The organism is Vreelandella xerophytica (assembly GCF_968048975.1).
The window spans coordinates 853,995-871,881 of the sequence record NZ_OZ309106.1; the positions used below are offsets into that span (position 1 = coordinate 853,995).

General features: G+C 61.6%; 17 protein-coding genes. 5 read left to right on the plus strand and 12 right to left on the minus strand.

What is annotated here, in order from left to right; all coding sequences use genetic code 11:
* Window positions 1-127 precede the first annotated feature (127 nt).
* Window positions 128-325 (minus strand): CsbD family protein, encoded by a 198-nt coding sequence (locus ACWF8S_RS03980; RefSeq protein ID WP_447555544.1) that lies wholly within the window; start codon window positions 323-325, stop codon window positions 128-130.
* 485 nt (window positions 326-810) lie between these two features.
* Between ACWF8S_RS03980 and ACWF8S_RS03985 the strand changes: the two genes are divergently transcribed.
* Both ACWF8S_RS03985 and nfi read left to right on the plus strand, forming a co-directional pair.
* Entirely contained in the window at window positions 811-2,529 is a 1,719-nt protein-coding gene (locus ACWF8S_RS03985) for a DEAD/DEAH box helicase (RefSeq protein WP_447555545.1), read from the plus strand.
* 99 nt (window positions 2,530-2,628) lie between these two features.
* On the plus strand, window positions 2,629-3,351 hold the full coding sequence (gene nfi, locus ACWF8S_RS03990; protein ID WP_447555546.1) for a deoxyribonuclease V: 723 nt from the start codon (window positions 2,629-2,631) through the stop codon (window positions 3,349-3,351).
* Here nfi and ACWF8S_RS03995 read toward each other — a convergent pair.
* The gene (locus ACWF8S_RS03995; protein WP_447555547.1) at window positions 3,335-4,048 is read right to left on the minus strand and encodes a glutamine amidotransferase; all 714 of its coding nucleotides are present in this window, start codon (window positions 4,046-4,048) and stop codon (window positions 3,335-3,337) included. The genes nfi and ACWF8S_RS03995 overlap by 17 nt on opposite strands.
* Window positions 4,049-4,190: 142 nt before the next feature.
* On the opposite strand from ACWF8S_RS03995, the gene tpx reads away from it, so the two are divergent.
* Window positions 4,191-4,694, plus strand: coding sequence for a thiol peroxidase (gene tpx / locus ACWF8S_RS04000; RefSeq protein ID WP_447555548.1), 504 nt, complete (start codon window positions 4,191-4,193; stop codon window positions 4,692-4,694).
* Here the strand turns inward: tpx and ACWF8S_RS04005 are convergent.
* Window positions 4,691-5,365, minus strand: a complete 675-nt coding sequence (locus ACWF8S_RS04005) for a gamma-glutamyl-gamma-aminobutyrate hydrolase family protein (protein WP_447555549.1) — start codon at window positions 5,363-5,365, stop codon at window positions 4,691-4,693. The two genes, tpx and ACWF8S_RS04005, sit on opposite strands and share 4 nt — an antisense overlap.
* A 25-nt stretch (window positions 5,366-5,390) precedes the next feature.
* Window positions 5,391-6,398: an amidoligase family protein gene (locus ACWF8S_RS04010; RefSeq protein WP_447555550.1), complete on the minus strand. Its 1,008-nt coding sequence runs from the start codon at window positions 6,396-6,398 to the stop codon at window positions 5,391-5,393.
* Between the two features lie 208 nt (window positions 6,399-6,606).
* Between ACWF8S_RS04010 and ACWF8S_RS04015 the strand changes: the two genes are divergently transcribed.
* Window positions 6,607-9,030 carry a mechanosensitive ion channel domain-containing protein gene (locus ACWF8S_RS04015; RefSeq protein WP_447555551.1) on the plus strand — a complete coding sequence of 808 codons (2,424 nt, stop codon included), beginning with the start codon at window positions 6,607-6,609 and terminating at the stop codon, window positions 9,028-9,030.
* Here the strand turns inward: ACWF8S_RS04015 and ACWF8S_RS04020 are convergent.
* Window positions 8,941-9,378, minus strand: coding sequence for a hypothetical protein (locus ACWF8S_RS04020; RefSeq protein WP_447555552.1), 438 nt, complete (start codon window positions 9,376-9,378; stop codon window positions 8,941-8,943). The two genes, ACWF8S_RS04015 and ACWF8S_RS04020, sit on opposite strands and share 90 nt — an antisense overlap.
* Window positions 9,379-9,390: 12 nt before the next feature.
* Window positions 9,391-10,389, minus strand: coding sequence for a DnaJ domain-containing protein (locus ACWF8S_RS04025; RefSeq protein WP_447555553.1), 999 nt, complete (start codon window positions 10,387-10,389; stop codon window positions 9,391-9,393).
* A gap of 154 nt (window positions 10,390-10,543) precedes the next feature.
* Between ACWF8S_RS04025 and ACWF8S_RS04030 the strand changes: the two genes are divergently transcribed.
* A complete protein-coding gene (locus tag ACWF8S_RS04030) occupies window positions 10,544-11,971 on the plus strand; it encodes a hypothetical protein (protein ID WP_447555554.1) in 1,428 nt (475 codons plus the stop codon).
* Between the two features lie 23 nt (window positions 11,972-11,994).
* Here the strand turns inward: ACWF8S_RS04030 and ACWF8S_RS04035 are convergent, their stop codons facing one another.
* From ACWF8S_RS04035 to deoC, 6 genes are all read right to left on the minus strand, one after another.
* On the minus strand, window positions 11,995-13,128 hold the full coding sequence (locus ACWF8S_RS04035; RefSeq protein WP_447555555.1) for an aminotransferase class V-fold PLP-dependent enzyme: 1,134 nt from the start codon (window positions 13,126-13,128) through the stop codon (window positions 11,995-11,997).
* A gap of 103 nt (window positions 13,129-13,231) precedes the next feature.
* On the minus strand, window positions 13,232-13,639 hold the full coding sequence (cdd, locus tag ACWF8S_RS04040) for a cytidine deaminase (RefSeq protein WP_447555556.1): 408 nt from the start codon (window positions 13,637-13,639) through the stop codon (window positions 13,232-13,234).
* 18 nt (window positions 13,640-13,657) lie between these two features.
* Complete coding sequence (gene deoD / locus ACWF8S_RS04045) at window positions 13,658-14,380, minus strand: purine-nucleoside phosphorylase (protein ID WP_447555557.1); 723 nt, start codon at window positions 14,378-14,380, stop codon at window positions 13,658-13,660.
* A gap of 39 nt (window positions 14,381-14,419) precedes the next feature.
* Window positions 14,420-15,658: a phosphopentomutase gene (locus ACWF8S_RS04050; protein ID WP_447555558.1), complete on the minus strand. Its 1,239-nt coding sequence runs from the start codon at window positions 15,656-15,658 to the stop codon at window positions 14,420-14,422.
* Window positions 15,658-17,004: a thymidine phosphorylase gene (deoA, locus tag ACWF8S_RS04055; protein ID WP_447555559.1), complete on the minus strand. Its 1,347-nt coding sequence runs from the start codon at window positions 17,002-17,004 to the stop codon at window positions 15,658-15,660. The genes ACWF8S_RS04050 and deoA overlap by 1 nt, the downstream gene beginning before the upstream one ends.
* On the minus strand, window positions 17,004-17,789 hold the full coding sequence (gene deoC, locus ACWF8S_RS04060; RefSeq protein ID WP_447555560.1) for a deoxyribose-phosphate aldolase: 786 nt from the start codon (window positions 17,787-17,789) through the stop codon (window positions 17,004-17,006). The genes deoA and deoC overlap by 1 nt, the downstream gene beginning before the upstream one ends.
* Window positions 17,790-17,887: the final 98 nt, after the last annotated feature.

The window sequence follows — 17,887 nt, forward strand, 5'->3', positions numbered from 1 at the left end:
TTTGACGAACGTTTTCATGAAACGTTCTGACGGGTAAATCACAGTTTCGATCACACCCTTGAGGCGATACACCTGCCAGCAAGGCCGTTTTAACAGGGCACTTGGCCAGCGGGATACTTTCTAGGTGTCAAAGGCTATCGGCCCAGTCATCGGCGCGCTTTTCCGCTTCTTCGCGTTCAAGGCCATACTTTTGCTGAAGCTTGCCTACCAACTGATCCTTCTTGCCACCGATCTGGTCGAGTTCGTCATCGGTAAACTCGCCCCAGCTGGCGCGTGCCTTGCCTTTAACCTCGGTCCATTTGCCTTCGACCTGATCCCAGTTCATGGCCTTTCTCCTTGACTCTTTGATGCGATATTGCGATTAAAATATTAGACGATATGTCGACAAGCGCAAGCGTGCCTGTTCAAGTCGGGTAGAGTAAAAAAGCTAGCCAGACAAGTTTTGGAGTGCTATCATCTGCGCTCCTCGCATGTGTTGACCCCTCCATCACGACGGTAAGCGTTAGACGACGTAGCATTCATTGCGTTGTAGCGCTTGCGGGAACATCCCGAAGAGATGTTCATTGCTGTGAAGATGGCGCGTCTTTAGCATTTCACCAACCGGGTGAAATCGACGCAGAAGGTCGCCACAACGGTTGGCACGTAATGATTGTTTTGCCAACTGGATGCTAGGTGCGACCGGCGTCTTTGACTTCTCATCAAGATATCCGCACGGCGGAATTTGTGATCAGCGCTTTTAGCGCTGCTCGACGTGTCGAAGACGCTTACGATGTTTTTTGCCGGTTAAGCCGGCCTACCAAGGTGTGATTAATGACCTCGACTTCTGTCGCCTCGCCGAGCTTCGGCGATCTGGCTCTATTGCCTGCCGTTCTGTCTGCTGTTGAAGCACAGGGCTATGTAACTCCCTCGCCGATTCAGGCGCAAACCATTCCGGCGCTGCTGGAAGGCCGCGACATGTTGGGCCAAGCCCAAACCGGTACCGGCAAGACCGCCGCGTTTGCACTGCCGTTACTTTCTCGTCTCGATCTCGATCGCCGCGCGCCGCAGGTACTGGTCATGGCGCCCACTCGTGAGCTTGCCCAGCAAGTGGCGGCCTCGTTTAGCAAGTATGGTCAAAACCTCAAAGGCCTGGAAGTCGCCACCTTGTGCGGCGGCCAGGAATACCGCGAGCAGCTGGGTGCGCTCAAGCGCGGCGCCCAGGTCGTGGTGGGTACGCCCGGTCGTATCATCGATCACCTCGACCGTGGCAGCCTGAAACTCGACGGTCTGTCGGCCCTGGTGCTGGACGAAGCCGACGAAATGCTGCGCATGGGCTTTATCGACGACGTCAAACGTGTGGTCGCCGATACCCCGAAAGATGCGCAGCGCGTGTTCTTCTCCGCAACGCTGCCTACCGAAATCGAACGTATCGTCAACCGCTACCTGGTTGACCCGGTGAAAGTGGCGATCGAGTCGAAGACCACCACCGGCGAGAACATCGAACAGCGCATCGTGCGTGTCGATGGCGGTGCCAAGCTGGAAGCCCTGGCGCGTATCCTTGAAGTCGAGCCGGTCGATGCCGCTATCGTCTTCGTGCGTACCCGTGCCGCCTGTACCACCCTGGTCGAACAGCTTACCGCGCGGGGCGTCAACGCCGCGGGCCTCTCCGGTGATCTGGATCAGAGCCTTCGCGAGCGCACCATTACCCGCCTCAAGCGTGCTAAGGTGGATGTGCTGATCGCCACCGACGTGGCCGCTCGTGGTCTGGACGTTCCGCGGATCACCCACGTGATCAACTACGATCTGCCCCAGGACGCGGAAGCCTACACGCACCGCATTGGCCGTACCGGCCGTGCCGGGCGTAGCGGCATCGCGATCACCTTCGCCGGCTTCCGTGAAGGCCGCAAGGTAGGCTGGATGGAGCAGGCGACCGGTCAGAAAATGACCGAAATGCCGCTGCCTGACGAAAGTGCCATTCGTGCCCACCGCGATGAAGTCTTCCATCACCGTGTGGTGGCTGCCCTTACCAAGGGCGCCGACGAGCAGCGCGCGCTGATCGAACGTCTGGTTGAAGAAGGACACGACCCGCTGGAACTGGCCTGCGCCTTTTCCGCCATGGCGCGTGCCGACGAAGCGCCCATTGGTCGTCTCCAGGCGCCCCGCAAGGAGCGCGCCCCGCGCGAGAATGCTCGTGACGGTGGCGGCAAGCCCGGCAACCGTCGCGAACGCAGCAGCGCGCCCAGCGAAGGCATGACGCGTTATCGTGTTTCGGTAGGTCACAAGGATGGCGTCAAGCCCGGCCAACTGGTTGGCGCCCTGGCCAACGAAGGTGGTATCGAAGGCGCGCGTATCGGTCGTATCGATATTCGCAATGCCTTCTCGGTCGTTGAGCTGCCAAGCGGTTTGCCTTCCACCATTCTGGCCAAGATGGCTCGCGCCCGCGTGGCGGGTCGTCCGCTGGAAATCAGCGAAGACAGTGCGCCCGAGCGTGCGCCGCGCAAGCGTCGTGACGACGGCGATGCGCCGGTTCGCCGTCGCGAACGCGCCTGATCGATCGCCAGTGCGATGCAAGACCCCGCTTTCGAGCGGGGTTTTTTATTGGCCGCCAATATCCTAGGCTTGACGTATCATCAGGAAAAAGGAAATGGCATGGACGCACCGCTACACGATTGGAACCTGGCGCCCAAAGAGGCCGTCGCGCTGCAAACCGAGCTGGCCAGACGCCTGGAATCGACCGACCGCATCGACGAGGTGAAAACGATCGCGGGAGTGGATATCGGCTTCGAGGACGAGGGCGAAACCACTCGCGCGGCAGTCGTGCTGCTAAAGTGGGATCCTCAAAGGGCACCTTATCTGAAGCAGGTCGAGCAGATCGTTCACCGCGAACCCACGCGCATGCCCTATGTGCCGGGACTTTTGTCGTTTCGTGAGATACCTGCCGCGCTCGGCGCCTTTGCCAAGCTCTCTCAAGTGCCGCAGCTGGTGATGGTCGATGGCCAGGGCATTGCCCATCCGCGAAGGCTGGGAGTCGCCGCCCACCTGGGGCTCTGGCTCGATCTGCCCACCATCGGCATCGCCAAGTCGCGCCTTTACGGGCGCCATGAGGAGGTGGGCGGCGAGCGTGGCGACTGGAGCGCGCTTACCGCGCGAGGGGAGACCATCGGGGCGGTGCTTCGCTCGCGGAAAAACGTGAAACCCGTTTTTGTATCCCCGGGACATCGGATATCGCTTGCAACCTCGCTTGACTGGGTCATGCAGTGCCTGGGGCGTACCAAGCTGCCCGAGCCCACTCGTCTGGCCGACCGGCTGGCCTCGCGGCGCGACGAGAAACGCGCTGGCAAGGTGACCAAAGAGGCTACAAAAGGCGAATGAAGCGCTCGAGCAGGCTGGTGGCTTGGGGCGTTTCCTTGATCCTGGCGATCAGGTCGCTGACGTCCTCGCCTTGCTCGACCAACGCGTCGTGCATGCGCTCGATATAGGCGCGCAGAATATCGCCATTGAACTCTGGATGGAACTGAACGCTCCATTGGCGGGTACCATAGCGAAGCGCCTGATGGTGGTCGTGGTCGTTGAACGCCAGAATGACCGCATCCTCGGGGGCTTTGAGCACCGATTGGCCATGGGTCAGATGCGCCATGAAGCGCGTGGGAAGCTGGCTGAACAGCGGGTCGCGGTCGGCGGCCTGGGTACGTTCGATCTCGAAGGTGCCCGCCTCGCGGCCGTCGGGATGATCGCCTCCCGAGCCGCCGAAGGCTTCGGCCATCAATTGATGGCCGTAACAGACGCCGAGCATGGGGACATCCCGGGCGCGCGCGTCTTGAAGCCAGGGCTTCAACGCCTCGCTCCAGGGTTCGGCGTCGCTGATCATGCTGTTGGAGCCGGTGATGACGATAGCGTCCAGCCCGTCCAGCAAGGGGAGCTCGGGCTGTGTACGCGGGTCCCAGATCTGGATGGTCGTATCGGGCACGACACGCTTCATGGGTTCTTCAAACAGAACGCCAAAATCGCCGTGTTTCTCGGCCACTTCTGGAAAGGCGTCGCCGGTTTTTACGATCAATACAGTGGGCATGGCATACTCTTGATGGGGGATACAAACGCTGACGGCTGAACTGTATCCAGAATGCAAAGATCAGGGCAGGGACGATATGGCCGATAAGCGAATCAAGCTTGGCTGACCCTGCGTGACTACCTATAACATGGGAGAAATTCATATGCAGCAAATTACCCGAGGCGGCGCCCCGATGGACGTGGACGGCGTGATTCCAGAGGCCGGCGAGAAAGCGCCCGACATGACGCTCACCAATCGCGAGCTAGGCGACGTCACCCTTGAGGACTTTGCCGGCAAGCGCAAGGTGCTCAACATCATTCCCAGCGTGGATACGCCCACCTGCGCCACCTCGACGCGACGCTTCAACGAGCTGGCCTCGAACCTGCCCGAAACCGTCGTCATGGTGGTCTCGGCGGATCTGCCCTTCGCGGCGGTGCGTTTTTGCGGCGCCGAAGGGCTTGATAACGTCGAAACTCTCTCGACCTTTCGTCATCCGGAATTTCTCAAGGCCTGGGGGGTGGCGCTCACCAACAGCCCCATGCAAGGGCTTTGTGCCCGAGCGGTCGTGGTGCTGGACCGTGATAACACCGTATTGCACAGTGAGCTGGTCAGCGAACTGAAAAACGAACCCGATTACGAGGCCGCGCTGAGCGCCTTGAACGGTTAAACGGCTTGGCGCTTTTTCGCCGCCTTCACCAACGCGCTGATCAGGCGCTGTTGAGGGCGGTTGAATATCAGCCATTCAGGGTGCCACTGAACGCCGATCAGGAAATCGTGATGTTCGGATTCGATGCCCTGAACCAGCCCGTCGTGGTCGCGGGCGACGATCTTGATGCCCCGGCCCGTCTCGTTCACCGCCTGGTGGTGGAGGCTGTTGACCCGGCACCAGGTCACGTTCAGAAGCTCGTAAAGCTTGCTGTCGACGGCAATGTCCACGGTCTTGCGCGGCAGTACCGTACGCCGGCGCTTGAGGCCCTCATGGGTCGTGTAGATGTCCGGGTCCAGCGTGCCTCCCAGATGCACATTGATGAGCTGGGCGCCGCGGCAGATACCCAGTACCGGCGTATTGTTGGGAATGAAACGGGCGAGCAGGGCAAGCTCCAGTTCGTCGCGGGCCGGGTCCAGGCGCACGTTGAGCTGTACCTCTCCACCGTAGAGGTGCGCCTGGATGTCGTCGCCGCCGCCGATGATCAGACCATCCAGGGCGGCGGGGGCCGGGCGCGATGGCGATAGGCGAAGCGGTCGGCCGCCGTGGCGCCAAACGGCGAACCAGTCAAACCACCACGCCAAGTGGCTTTTATAGTCGGAGGTGGTAATGCCAATCAAGGGGCGTGACATAAAACGGGCTCTCGTATCAAAAGGTCTAGCGGCGCTTGATCAGATGCTGCAGCGTATCTTTCAGGCGCGCAGGCCAGGCGCGCGTATGATGAGCGATATACTCATCGCACCGGGCATCGAGAAACTCGCGATTCGCTGCAAGCTTTTCGATCTCCACCCAGCGGTTCCACTCTACCACTGACCCCCACCCGGGCTGCGAGAGCTGCGCGTTGGGCAGCCGGTAGTGAAAGGTGGGGCGGGGCTTGGTGAGCTGGGTATGCAACATCGCGTGAGGATGTTGCGGGCGCAGATAGGCAAAAAGTGGCAAAAGATCCAGCTCGCGGTTGCGCGTGGGGTTGTAGTGCAGATAGTCATCGATAAACTGGTCCAGGTCCGGCGCATAGGCGCGGTCGAGGAGCTTCAAGGCGTACTCCTTGGGAAACGGGTTGGCATGGGGCAGCACTTCGCGGGTGATATCGATCTTGATCTCATCGCGCAGCCAGCCGGCCAGCAGCAGGTAGGCGCGCAGCAGCGCCAGAAGATGCTCCACCTCGAAGCTGCCCGCTTCCGGGTTGAGGTGCAGGCCGAACCCATACAGCAGGCTGGCATCGGTGCCCTTGGCGCCCTTGGCGCGTAGCGCTTCAAACAGCCCGTCAAGCGCCTCCAGTTCGTCCCAGGGAATGGGCGGGCAGACGATTTCGGTGGGCACCAGGCCCGTCACCATGTCACCGATCAGTTCACGCGTCTTGCGATGGAACTCGACGCGTCTCAAGTGCTGTTGGCGTGCCCATTCGCTATCCCGAGCGCGCTGGTCGTCGAGCAGGGTCTGATCGGGGTGGGCATACTGGGTGTCAAGCTCGATGCCAAACGTCCCCCAGCGGGTATCGTGCACCAGTAGCCGGTGCGGGCTGACCACGTCAAGCTCGCCACCAAACAGATCGCGCACCAGCTGGGCGGTTTCGTGGGGCGGTAGCCCTGCAAACTCGATCTCCACGCCGACGCATCGCGTTTGGCCGTGACGGTTCAAACGATTGGGTGGCGCCTGGAGTGTCATCTCTGCATCCTTGAGGTGAACGTTTGATCCTTCAGCCTATCATAGTCACGCGGTAGGCTAAGCGATATTCGCAAGAGTGCATATAGCGGCAGACATAGCGATAGAAACAGACACAGCGACAGAGACAGACATAGCGGTAGAGATAGACATAGCGTTAAAGCACCCTGTTAACAATGCCGGCGCGGGTCGGTCGAGCCTGGAGGAGCGTGTGCGACAGCACTGGTTGATCGGTTCTATTTTAAGCATCGCGATTTTGCTGCTGGCCAGTGTGGCGCAGGCGCAAAGTGTATCGTTGCCGGGCCTTGGGAATAACGAGAGCGACGCCCAGGAGCAGACGGTCAGCAGCGGCGATTTTCAAAGCTCGCTGAACGAAGTCATTACGCTGCTCGAGAACGAGGATCAGCGAAACGAGCTTTTGAACTCCCTGCGTGAGCTTCAGGTAACCAGCGAGGCCACCGAAGACGAAGGGGTGGTTCGCCAGGGGCTTCTGGGAGCGCTTGCCGACACCCTGAGCGATCTGGGCGATCAGGCCCAGGCGGGTAACTCTCCCGTCGATGAATGGTCGCGCCAGCTGGTACAGGGTGCGGCGGATCTGCGTGCGCTCAACGAGGACACCGACCGCGGCGAGGCCATTCGCGAAGTCGTGGATGGGGCCGTGTTTGCCGTCATCTGGGTGGCGCTGCTGGTGGTGATGATTGCATTTGGTCGCCTGGTGGCCACCCGTCGCGACTGGCCGCTGGATCTACCCCGCGATCCCAAGGCGTGGCTGCTGGCGGTGCACTTTTTCCGCCGTATGTTGCCCTGGACATTGTCGTTCGCGATCATCCTGGGCATTGGTCAGTTACTTCCCTATAGCCCGGGGCGCACCCTCGTGCTGGTGATCGCCTATATCTGCCTGTGCGGTCGCGCGCTCTCGGTAGTGTTTGAAACGGTCATCGCGTTTTTCAGTCGCGGACACCGCTTTACCGCCGTCTTGCAGCTGCAGCAGCAGGCGCTACGCGGGCTATTCGTGATCGGTGCGCTGATTGCACTGGGCGATGCGGTCAATTCCACCCGTCTGGTGGAACTGCTCGGTGCGGAGCTGGCAAGCCTTGTATCGGTGCTGGCCAATATGCTGGCCGCGCTTCTGGCCGCGCGCTTTATCATCAAGTTCAAGCGTCCGATTCGTCACTTGATCTGCAACCGCCCCTACAAGCAGCGCCGGGACGCCAGTGCAGCGGTGGAGATGGTGCGCGCGCTCGGCGGGCTCTGGCATATCCCTGCGCTCTTGATGGTGGGCGGCTCGCTTCTGGCGATCTTCATCACCGTCGGCGATGTGGGTACGGCGCTGGCGCGCTCGATCATTTCCGCAAGTCTTCTGGTATTGACCCTGGTGGCGACCGGCCTGCTGCGCCGTCAGGCCGAGCGCCTGGTGAAGCGCCGCCATCGGCGCCGGCAAAGCCAGTATCGCAAGCGACTGGAGCGCTTCGGCTTTGTGCTGGCCCATATCTGTGCCTGGATGGTGTTTGCCGAACTCTCCATGCAGGTGTGGGGCGGCTCGCTTTTCGGTCTTGGCCAGCAGGCCGTGGCCAGTGCACGCATCGGTCGGGCGCTGGTCAGCCTGGGGGCCACGATCTTGCTGGCATGGCTTGTATGGATATTCGCGGATACCGCGATCCAGCGCGCCCTTACCTCGTCCGCCCGTTCCCGCGGGCGCCGGGTGAACCAGGCCCGCGCGCAAACCATCACGCCAATGATCCGCAACGTGATCTTCGTCGCCATCCTGATCATCGCGGTGATCGTGGGGCTGGCCAACCTGGGCGTCAACGTCACGCCGCTGCTGGCCGGTGCCGGTGTGATCGGTCTGGCGATCGGCTTTGGTGCCCAGACCCTGGTGCAGGATCTGATCACCGGGATATTCATTCTGATCGAAGACTCCCTGGCGGTGGACGACTTCGTTCAGATCAACGGCCACATGGGCACGGTAGAGGGGCTGACGCTCAGAACGGTGAAGCTGCGTGACCTGGACGGCATCGTGCATATCATCACCTTCAGCCGCATCGAGTCGATTCACAACATGTCACGCCAGTTCGGCATCGCCCTGATGCGGATCCGGATTCCGTTCGACATGCATATCGACGATGCGATCACGCTGATGCAGGAGACGGCCCAGGAGCTCAGAAAGGACCCGATGATGCGCCACTATATCTGGTCGCCGCTGGAGATGCAGGGTGTGCAGGGCTTCGAGGATGGCTGCCCGATCTTGCGGATGCGTTTTCGCACCGCGCCGGAAATGCAGTGGGATGTCTCCCGGGCGTTCAACCTGCTGCTCAAGCAGCGCATGGAAGCCCAGAAGATCGACCTGGGCGTACCGCGCCTCAGCGTGAGCATGGAGCCGCGCTCTCAGGAAGAAGTAGACGAAGGCGCGGGGACCGATTTCTTTATCGAGGCCGACTCTGAAGACGCCGGTGACGCCGACGGGCCCCGGCAGCGGCCCGCACCGCCCAAGCCCGCGCCTCGGCCTACCGAGTCCGAGAAGCGCCGGGACGAACATGCGCACCCGTCAGAACGGGCGCGCCCCCGACCCCGCGAGCAGGGAAAGCCCCAGAGCGAGGCCTATGCCAGCACCAACGGCGAACACGGCGATGAGTAGCCAGGGACCGCGAAAGCGGTGCCACCGATCATAAAGCGTTGCGGCCTTGTCCACTCGCGTCAACAGGTCGTCAAGACAGGATTCGGCGCTATCCGGCGGCAAGGAGAAGTCATTGGCCGTATTGCCCTGCCAGTGCGGGGCATGCGTAAGGCCCAGGTGCGCGCGCAACCGGCCGATATCGCTCAGCGTGGTATGCAGCTCATCATAGCGTTTGCGGTGCTCGTCCATCGCAAGCGTTGCCTCGGCGTCCTGGCGAAGCGCGCTGTTGGGGCAGTCGGCAAGCGCCTGGTTCAGCGTTTGCTCATCCACCGTGGGCGAGAGCGCCAGGCGTTTGTAGAGATCGCGCATGCGGTAGCCTTCTTAAAGAGTCGTTTTTATCAGATGATCATAGGCGCTTTTGATGCGCTGAAAACGCTGGGAAGCCAGCGCGATGTGATGTTCGCTCTTGGTATAGAAGCGATCCGGGTGGTGCAACTGGGCCATGCGCCGATAGGCGCGGCGAATTTCGACGCGGCTGGCCCCGGGGGACAGCCCCAGCACGGCCAGCGCCCGGCGGGTCTGGGAGGCGCTTGACGGCTCGACCCGCTCCTGCCGGGCGCGTTCACCGCGGTGGCTATCTCGATGGCTGTTATCGCGATAGGCGTTTTCTCGGTGGGCGTTTTCTCGGTGAGTGTTATCTCGATGAGTGTTATCTCGATGCGCACGGTCACGCCGGGCCCGCTCCTTCTGAGTCTTTTCGCGGCGTGCCTGCGCCTGACGAGCCTCTTCTTGCGCCTTTTCATGCTGGGCACGTTCGTACTGCGCGCGGGCCTGCTCGGCTTTTTCGCGCTCGGCCCTTTGGTGCGCTGCCTGCGCCTGACGGGCCTTTTCTTCACGGTAGGCGGCGTCGTGGCGAAGCCAGTAGCTCTCCCGACTGAGATCCTCCGGCACACCGAGAGCCGCGCCCGTCAACTCTACAAAGAGCGTGGCCAGCGTGCCGGGCGCGATGGTGAGCACGTCCGCGAGAAAGCGTATGACATAGTGATTGGCCGGTGTCAGCGCGCCATCGTCGGTGGCAAGCGCAATTGCCTGGTGCATCACTGCCAGACGCCGCTGCTCGCTGCACTCCTTGCGTACCAGCTCCGCCGCCAGCTGGATCGCCTTGAGATCCTTTTGCCGGGCGATCGTGAAAAGCGGGCCCAGCTCGTGACCGTGCTGGAACCGTGCGCTAACCTGAGCCAGGCGTCGGCGGCGCTGGCCTTCAGAGACGTTACGGCGCTGGGTCAAGACCCAGGCCAGCAAAAGCAGCACCGCCGTATCCACTTGGCTGCGGCTTTTGATAAGCACACGCTCAAAGGTAGAAAAGCGGGCGATGGGCATTCCCTGGCTCCAGAAACGGTAACAATCAGCGAGCAATACTCGCCTGCGCATTGCGCGATAGCAAGTCCGTGTGAGGTATGCTGATTCATGACATCAAAGGCAGTGGCTTGAAAGCGCTCTATTAAATAGTTTACAGCAAGGAGATAAAGCGCAGGTGATCAACGTCGAGCGTAAAAATAGCTTTCAGCTACGGCTTACCCGTCGGCTGAAGGAGGAAACGTCGCACACGCTGGATGTTTATCTGTTTGTCCCGGGCGAGCTTGGCCTGAGCACCCAGCTTGTCACCGAAGAGGCGTTTTTTCACAGCGCCATCCAGGTTGCGCGTACCTACTACAGCGACCAGTACCATCTGCCTCTGGTGCATAGCCGTCTGGCCAGCCGTAACCGCCTGGGCAGCGACTCCTATCGACTGAGCTTGAGCCTTTATGCCTACCAGTATGTCATCGCACTGGAGCAGACGACGCAGGCGATACTGGTCGATAACCGCGCGCTACGCATCGAGAAAAAGGAGGAGCTGACCGAGGCCGAGCGCGAAAGCCGACAGGCGCTGCTGGATAAGGTCGACGAGATGAGCAGCCTGAGCGAAGGCATCCTGAAACGGCTGCGGCGTAACGAGCCCAGCGACGACACGCTCTATAAATACTTTGCCAATATCGACAATTACCTTTCCTGGTTCACCGAGCAGCAGCGTTTGACGTTGGTGGCGCACCTGCCCCGGGGCGGGGTGTTCAACCCGGTACGCAAGCAGCTGATCGAGCTTTGCGAAGTCGAAAACGGCTACCGCCGGGAGCGACAGTATAACGCCGAGCGGGTCATGGCCGACCCTACCCGCATGTCCAACAAGATGCGACTGCTGCGCCGGTTGATTGAATACCCGATCACTTTGAAGCAGGCGTCGCTCGAACTGGGCCAGGGGGAGCAGAAAGCGGTCAAGGCATTGGCCACGGCGGTCGTGATGTCCTTTGTCACCCTGGGGGTTTTACAGGTACGCGATGTGGTGGGCGACATCACGGCGCTTTTTGTTCTGGCAATGGCGCTTTTATATGCCATGCGCGAAGTGTTCAAGGACGATCTGCGCAATACTCTATGGCGGCTTTTGCGCAAGGGGCGGCCCAAATGGCGGCGCCAGTATCTGGACCCTACCCGTAACGTGCTGGTGGGCAAGCAACTTGAGTGGTTCAACTACAAGCGTTTCTCATCACTTGACGAGGAAATCCAGAAGCTTCGCCACCGAAGCGTGGCCCAGCGCGAGGAAATGGTGCTTCACTACCGCTCTCGCTCACGCATGTCGCCCACACGCTTTCTAAGCGGCTACGAGCACACCCGGGAGACGCTGACGCTGGATCTTTCACTGCTCACCCGGCTGATGAGCAAGGGCAAGCATCACATCTACCGGCTCAAGGAGGGCCAGGCGGTACGCGAAGGCGTCGAGCGACGTCACCTGTTCAATCTGTTGATCCGCGAGACCGGCAGTGAGGACGAACCACACCTGACGCGGTGGAAGGTCGTCGTCAGCCGATCAGGGATCGTCGATGTCGAGCGGGTGGACGGCAAGGACGCCTCCACCAAAAGCGCCCCATAAGGGGCGCTGTAACGATCTACTTCTCAAGATCCTTGACTTGTTCTCTCGATGGCTTCTTCGAGTTTATCGACACTGCGCTTTGTATGGTGAAGCTTGTCCAGTCCAAACAAACCGATACGGAAGGTCTGGAAATTGTCACCTTCGTCGCACATCAAGGGCACGCCGCCGGCCACCTGCACACCCGCCTGGCCAAGCTTGGCCACCAGCGCGCTGTCCTCGGTATAACTGACTACCACGCCCGGCGCCTCGAAACCTTTGGCGGCCACACTCTTGAAGCCGTGGCGCTCGATCATCTCGCGCACCTCGCGGCCAAGGTCGATCTGCTCCTGCTTGACCTTGTCGAAGCCATACTCCCGGGTCTCCTGCATGATGTCGCGAAGCGCGCGGAGGGCGTCGGTGGGCATGGTGGCGTGGTAGGCGTGGCCGCCGTTTTCATACGCCTGCATGATGGTGTGCCACTTGCCCAGATCGCAGGCGAAGCTGGTGCTCTGGGTCTCTTCCAGGCGTTTGGTGGCGCGCTCGGAGAGCATGACCATGGCGCAGCAGGGCTGGCCGCTCCAGCCTTTCTGCGGCGCGCTGACCACCACATCGATACCCAGTGCCTGCATGTCTACCCAAAGCGTGCCGGCGGCGATGGCGTCGAGTACAAACAGCGCCCCTACCTCGTGAGCTGCCTCGGCCACTTCACGAATATATGCGTCGGGCAGCAGGATGCCGGCGGAGGTTTCCACCTGCGGGGCGAACACCACGGCGGGTTTTTCCGTGCGGATACGCTCGGCGACGTCACTTGCCGGCACCGGGGCGAAGGGGGAGTGCGGGTCATTCTCGTCGAGTCGGCGCGCTTTGAGCGCCTGGTGATCGTCGGTCAGACGGCCCATCTCGATGATCTGTGTCCAGCGGTAGCTGAACCAGCCGTTACGGATCACCAGAACCTTTTCATCCTGGGCAAACTGGCGAGCGACCGCTTCCATGCCGAAGGTGCCGCTGCCGGGCACGATGACGCTGGCGTGGGCGTTGTAGACCTCTTTCAGCGTGGTGGAGATGTCGCGCATCACGTGCTGAAAGCGCTGGGACATATGGTTGAGCGAACGGTCGGTGTAGACCACGGAGTATTCGAGCAGACCGCTGGGGTCGACGTTGGGCAACAAGGCCGCCATGACGTTTCTCCTGAGGGATCGGTAGTGGAAGTGGCCCACAGCATACGAGGATTCGATAAGCGGCGCCACAGTACGGGCGCCGCCGCCGGGGTGGGCTGAAGCGTTAGCGCGAAGGAAGCTGCTCGGGCCCGAAGGCATCGGGCAGCAGCGCCTGCATGGTGTAGGTCTTCAGGATTTCGCCGGTGCGGGAAATGACCTGGATTTCAGTCTCCGGGGTGGCGAACTCGCGAATACGCTGGCGGCAGTCGCCACAGGGGGTACAAAGATGCTCCCCCGGGCCCATCACGTACACCTTGGCCAGCTGGCGCTGGCCGGCCGTGATCATGGCCGAAATCGCCGAACCTTCGGCGCAGATGCCCTTGTAGTGGGCCACTTCCACGTTACAGCCGACGAACTGCTGGCCATCCGGGGTTTCCATGATGGAGGCCACCGGGTGGGCGGAGTAGGGCACGTAGGCGTTGCCCAGCGCCTGGTTGAGGGTGTCGACCAGCGCGGTATCCGCTTGGCTCATGGGGTTCTCCTGGGACACTTAGCGTACACCCTTGTCGCGCAGTACGGCATCGAGGGCAATGGTCATCATGTCGTTGAAGGTGGTCTGGCGCTCATCGCTTGAAAGCGCCTCACCTTTCAGAATGTGATCCGACACGGTGCAGATCGTCAATGCCCGGGCGCCGAACTCTGCCGCCACGCCGTAAAGGCCTGCCGCTTCCATTTCCACGCCGATGATGTTGTAGCGCTTTAAAAGCTCGGCCATGTGTTCCTGCGGGTTGTAGAAAAGATCCGCCGAGAAGATATTGCCAACCTTGACCGGCACGTTGTGCGCCTTGGCGGCCGCGACGGCGTGGCTTGCCCACTCGAAATCCGCCACGGCGGCGAAGTCGTGGTCGTTGAAGCGCATGCGGTTCACCTTGGAGTCGGTGCTCGCGCCGAGCCCGATCACCACGTCGCGCACGTTGACGTCGTCGCGTACCGCGCCGCAGGAGCCCACGCGAATGATCGACTTCACGCCATAATCGGTAATCAGCTCCTTGGCGTAGATGGAGACCGAGGGAATTCCCATGCCGTGGCCCATGACCGAGACCTTGACCCCCTGGTAGGTGCCGGTGAAGCCCAGCATGCCGCGCACGTCGTTCACCTGGCGCGGGTTTTCCAGAAAGGTATCGGCAATGTACTTGGCGCGCAGCGGGTCGCCGGGCATCAAGACGGTATCGGCGAAATCGCCAGGTTCAGCGTTGATATGAGGCGTTGCCATAAAAGCTCCTTAAGCGGCAGATGGCCAGAACGTCGGCGGCTAGATCACGTGGGGCAGAAAGCTTTCGCCATCGTCCATCGCACGCAGCACGAAGTAATCGGCCAGCGTCTGGCCGATATCGGCGAAGGTATCGCGTTTGCCAAGCGGGCCGGGCGTGAAGCTTGCCCCGCTCACCATGATGGGAACGTATTCGCGGGTGTGCTCGGTGCCTTTCCAGCTGGGATCGCAGCCGTGGTCGGCGGTCAGGATGAGCAGATCCTGGTCATCCAGCACCCCCAGCAGTTCCGGCAGGCGGGCATCGAAGTGCTCGAGCGCACCGGCGTAGCCGGCGATATCCCGGCGATGGCCATAGAGCGAGTCGAAATCGACGAAGTTGGCCATGATGCAGGTCGGCTTCTGGCGGGCCTGGGTGCGCGCCACCTCGGAAAGGGTCGCGTCCATCAGCGCGTCGTGGCCGCTGGCTTTCACCTTGTGGGTAATGCCGCAGTGCGCGTAGATATCAGAAATCTTGCCGATCGACACCACGTCGCCACCGGACTCCTGGAGCTTCTGCAGCACCGTGGGCATGGGCGGCTCGATACTGTAGTCACGACGGTTGCCGGTGCGCGTGAAGCTCGCGGCGTCGTCACCCACGAAGGGGCGGGCGATGACCCGGCCGATGTTGTAAGGCTCGAGCAGCTCGCGCACGGTTTCACACAGCGCGTAAAGCCGCTCCAGACCGAAGTGCTCCTCGTGGGCGGCAATCTGGAACACCGAATCCGCTGAGGTGTAGACGATCGGTTTGCCGGTTTGAACGTGCTCCTCGCCCAGGCGTGCGATGATCTCGGTGCCGGAGGCGTGGCAGTCGCCCAGCGTACCGGGAAGCCCAGCCTGCTCGACGATCTGGGCCAGAAGCTCGGGTGGAAAGCTCGCTTCCTTGTCCAGGAAGTAGCCCCAATCGAAACGCACTGGCACGCCGGCGATTTCCCAGTGGCCGGAGGGTGTGTCCTTGCCGCTGGAAATTTCCTGGGCGTGGGCGTAGGCGCCGTCCACTTCCTCTAAAAGCTCGACGCCTTCGGCAACGTGTCCGGTGGCATCGCGGTGGGCGTGAAAAAGCCCGAGCCTTGCCATGTTAGGAAGCTTCAAGGGCCCGGATCTTGTATCGGTATCGGCCTCGCCACGGGCGCAGGCGGCGGCGATATGACCCAGGGTATCGGCACCTTCATCGCCAAAGGCGGCGGCATCCGGGGCGGCGCCGATACCGAAGGAATCCAGCACTACTACAATCGCGCGACGCATCAAGCTTCTCCTCTAAAGGTATCCTGTATCAGCGTATCGGCTTCTACGGACGAGTGACCCAGCGTGATGGCGGCCTTGAGCTGATCGGCGGCGCGTTGGGCGGCCTCTTCGCTCTGGGCGTGAACCATCGCCAGCGGTTTTTCGCCATCGACACGATCACCGATTTCAGCGATCGCGCTGAAACCGACGCTATGATCGACGCTGGCATCGTTGCGCAAACGCCCGCCGCCCAGCTCGACCACGCTCATGCCCACCGCGCGCGTGTCGATACGGCTGACAATACCGGCCTCACTGGCGTAGACCGGCTTCACCACGGCAGCAGTGGGCAGGTAGTGCTCGCTGCGCTCCATGAAGTCAGCTGGTCCGCCAAGCTCACTCACCATGCGGGCGAAGACCTCGGCGGCAGCACCCGAGGTGAGCGCCTTGTCGAGCTTGGCAAGCGCTTCATCGCGGCTGGCGGCGAGCTTGCCGGCCACCAGCATCTCGACGGCAAGTTCGCGGGTGACCTGCATCACGCGGCTTTGCGGGCGCTCGCCGCGCAGCAGCGCGAGCGTCTCGACGATCTCCACCGCGTTACCCGCGCAGGGCGCGAGCGGCTGGCTCATGTCGGTAAGAAGCGCGGTGGTCGGCGTCCCCGCCTGAGTGGCTACATTGGCGATGCTCTCGGCAAGCTCCCGGGATTTTTCCGGTGTGGGCATGAAGGCGCCGCTGCCGACTTTTACATCCATCACCAGCGCGTCGAGCCCGGAGGCGAGCTTCTTGCCAAGGATCGAAGCAGTGATCAGGGGAATCGATTCGACCGTGGCGGTAATATCACGCACCCCATAAATGCGTTTGTCGGCCGGCGCCAGGTTGCCGGTCTGGCCGATGATCGCCACGCCCGAGGATTTCACTACTTGGCCGAAGCGCTCCGGGGCGGGGTAGGGGTCGTAGCCGGGAATCGACTCGAGCTTATCAAGCGTACCGCCGGTATGGCCAAGCCCACGCCCGGAAATCATCGGCACGTATGCGCCGCAGGCGGCGACCCAGGGGCCGAGCACCAGCGAAACCAGATCACCCACGCCGCCGGTGGAATGCTTGTCGACGATGGGGCCGGGCAGGTTCATCGAGCCCCACTCCATGACGTGGCCGGAGTCGCGGGTGGCGGTGGTCAGCGCCACGACTTCTTCGCGGCTCATGCCGTTCAGATACACCGCCATGGTGAAGGCGCCAATCTGGGCATCGCTGATCCGGTCATCGGCGATGCCTTGCACGAAATGCTTGATATCGTCAAAAGGCAGCGCCTGGCCGTCGCGCTTGAGACGAATGAACTCCTGGGGGAGCAGGGCATGCTGGGGCGAGGACATCAGTAGTCTCCTTCCTGGGGCGCGGCGTCGATGGCGTTCAAGGTGATAAGAACGCTGCTCAAGAGGCTGGAGGCGCCAAAGCGGAAATGTTGGGGCGTGACCCACTGCGGGCCCATGATATCGGCGGCCAGTTTCAGATACTCGGCGGCCTCTTCGACGGTGCGCACGCCGCCGGCGGCCTTGAAGCCCACGTCTTCGCCGCTGGCCTTGATCGCGCTGAGCATGATCTCGGCGGCCTCGAGCGTGGCGTTGGTGGCGACCTTGCCGGTGGAGGTCTTGATGAAATCAGCGCCCCCTTCGATGGCAAGTTCGCTTGCCCGCTTGATCAGCGCGGGGGTCTTGAGTTCGCCGGTTTCGATGATCACTTTCAGCAACGCCTGACCACCGCAGGCAGCCTTGCACATCTCGACCAGTTCCCGGCCGGTATCCTCGTCGCCTTCCATCAGGGCGCGGTAGGGAAACACCACATCGACCTCGTCGGCACCGGAGGCGACGGCTTCTCGGGTTTCCCGAGCCGCCCCCATGATGTCCTCGCCGCCAGCAGGAAAGTTGGTTACCGAGGCGATCTTTACCTGGCCTGCCAGGTTGTGCGCACTCAATGCACGCTGGGCGGTGACGATGAATTGCGGATAGACGCAGACCGCAGCAGGCGTGCCGACCTGGGTTTTGACCTTCTGGCACAACGCCTCGATACGCGCATCGGTGTCGTCGTCATTCAGACTCGTGACGTCCATCAGGGCGAGCGCTTGTCTAGCGGCTTGAATAAGGTCGGGGGAGGCGGTCATGGCGTTCTCGCATTGAAGGTGAAGTTGAGGATAAAAAGGTGAAGTTGAAAACAGGTAAATAAACGACAAACGGGCACTGCGCCTGGCGTGCCCGTTTG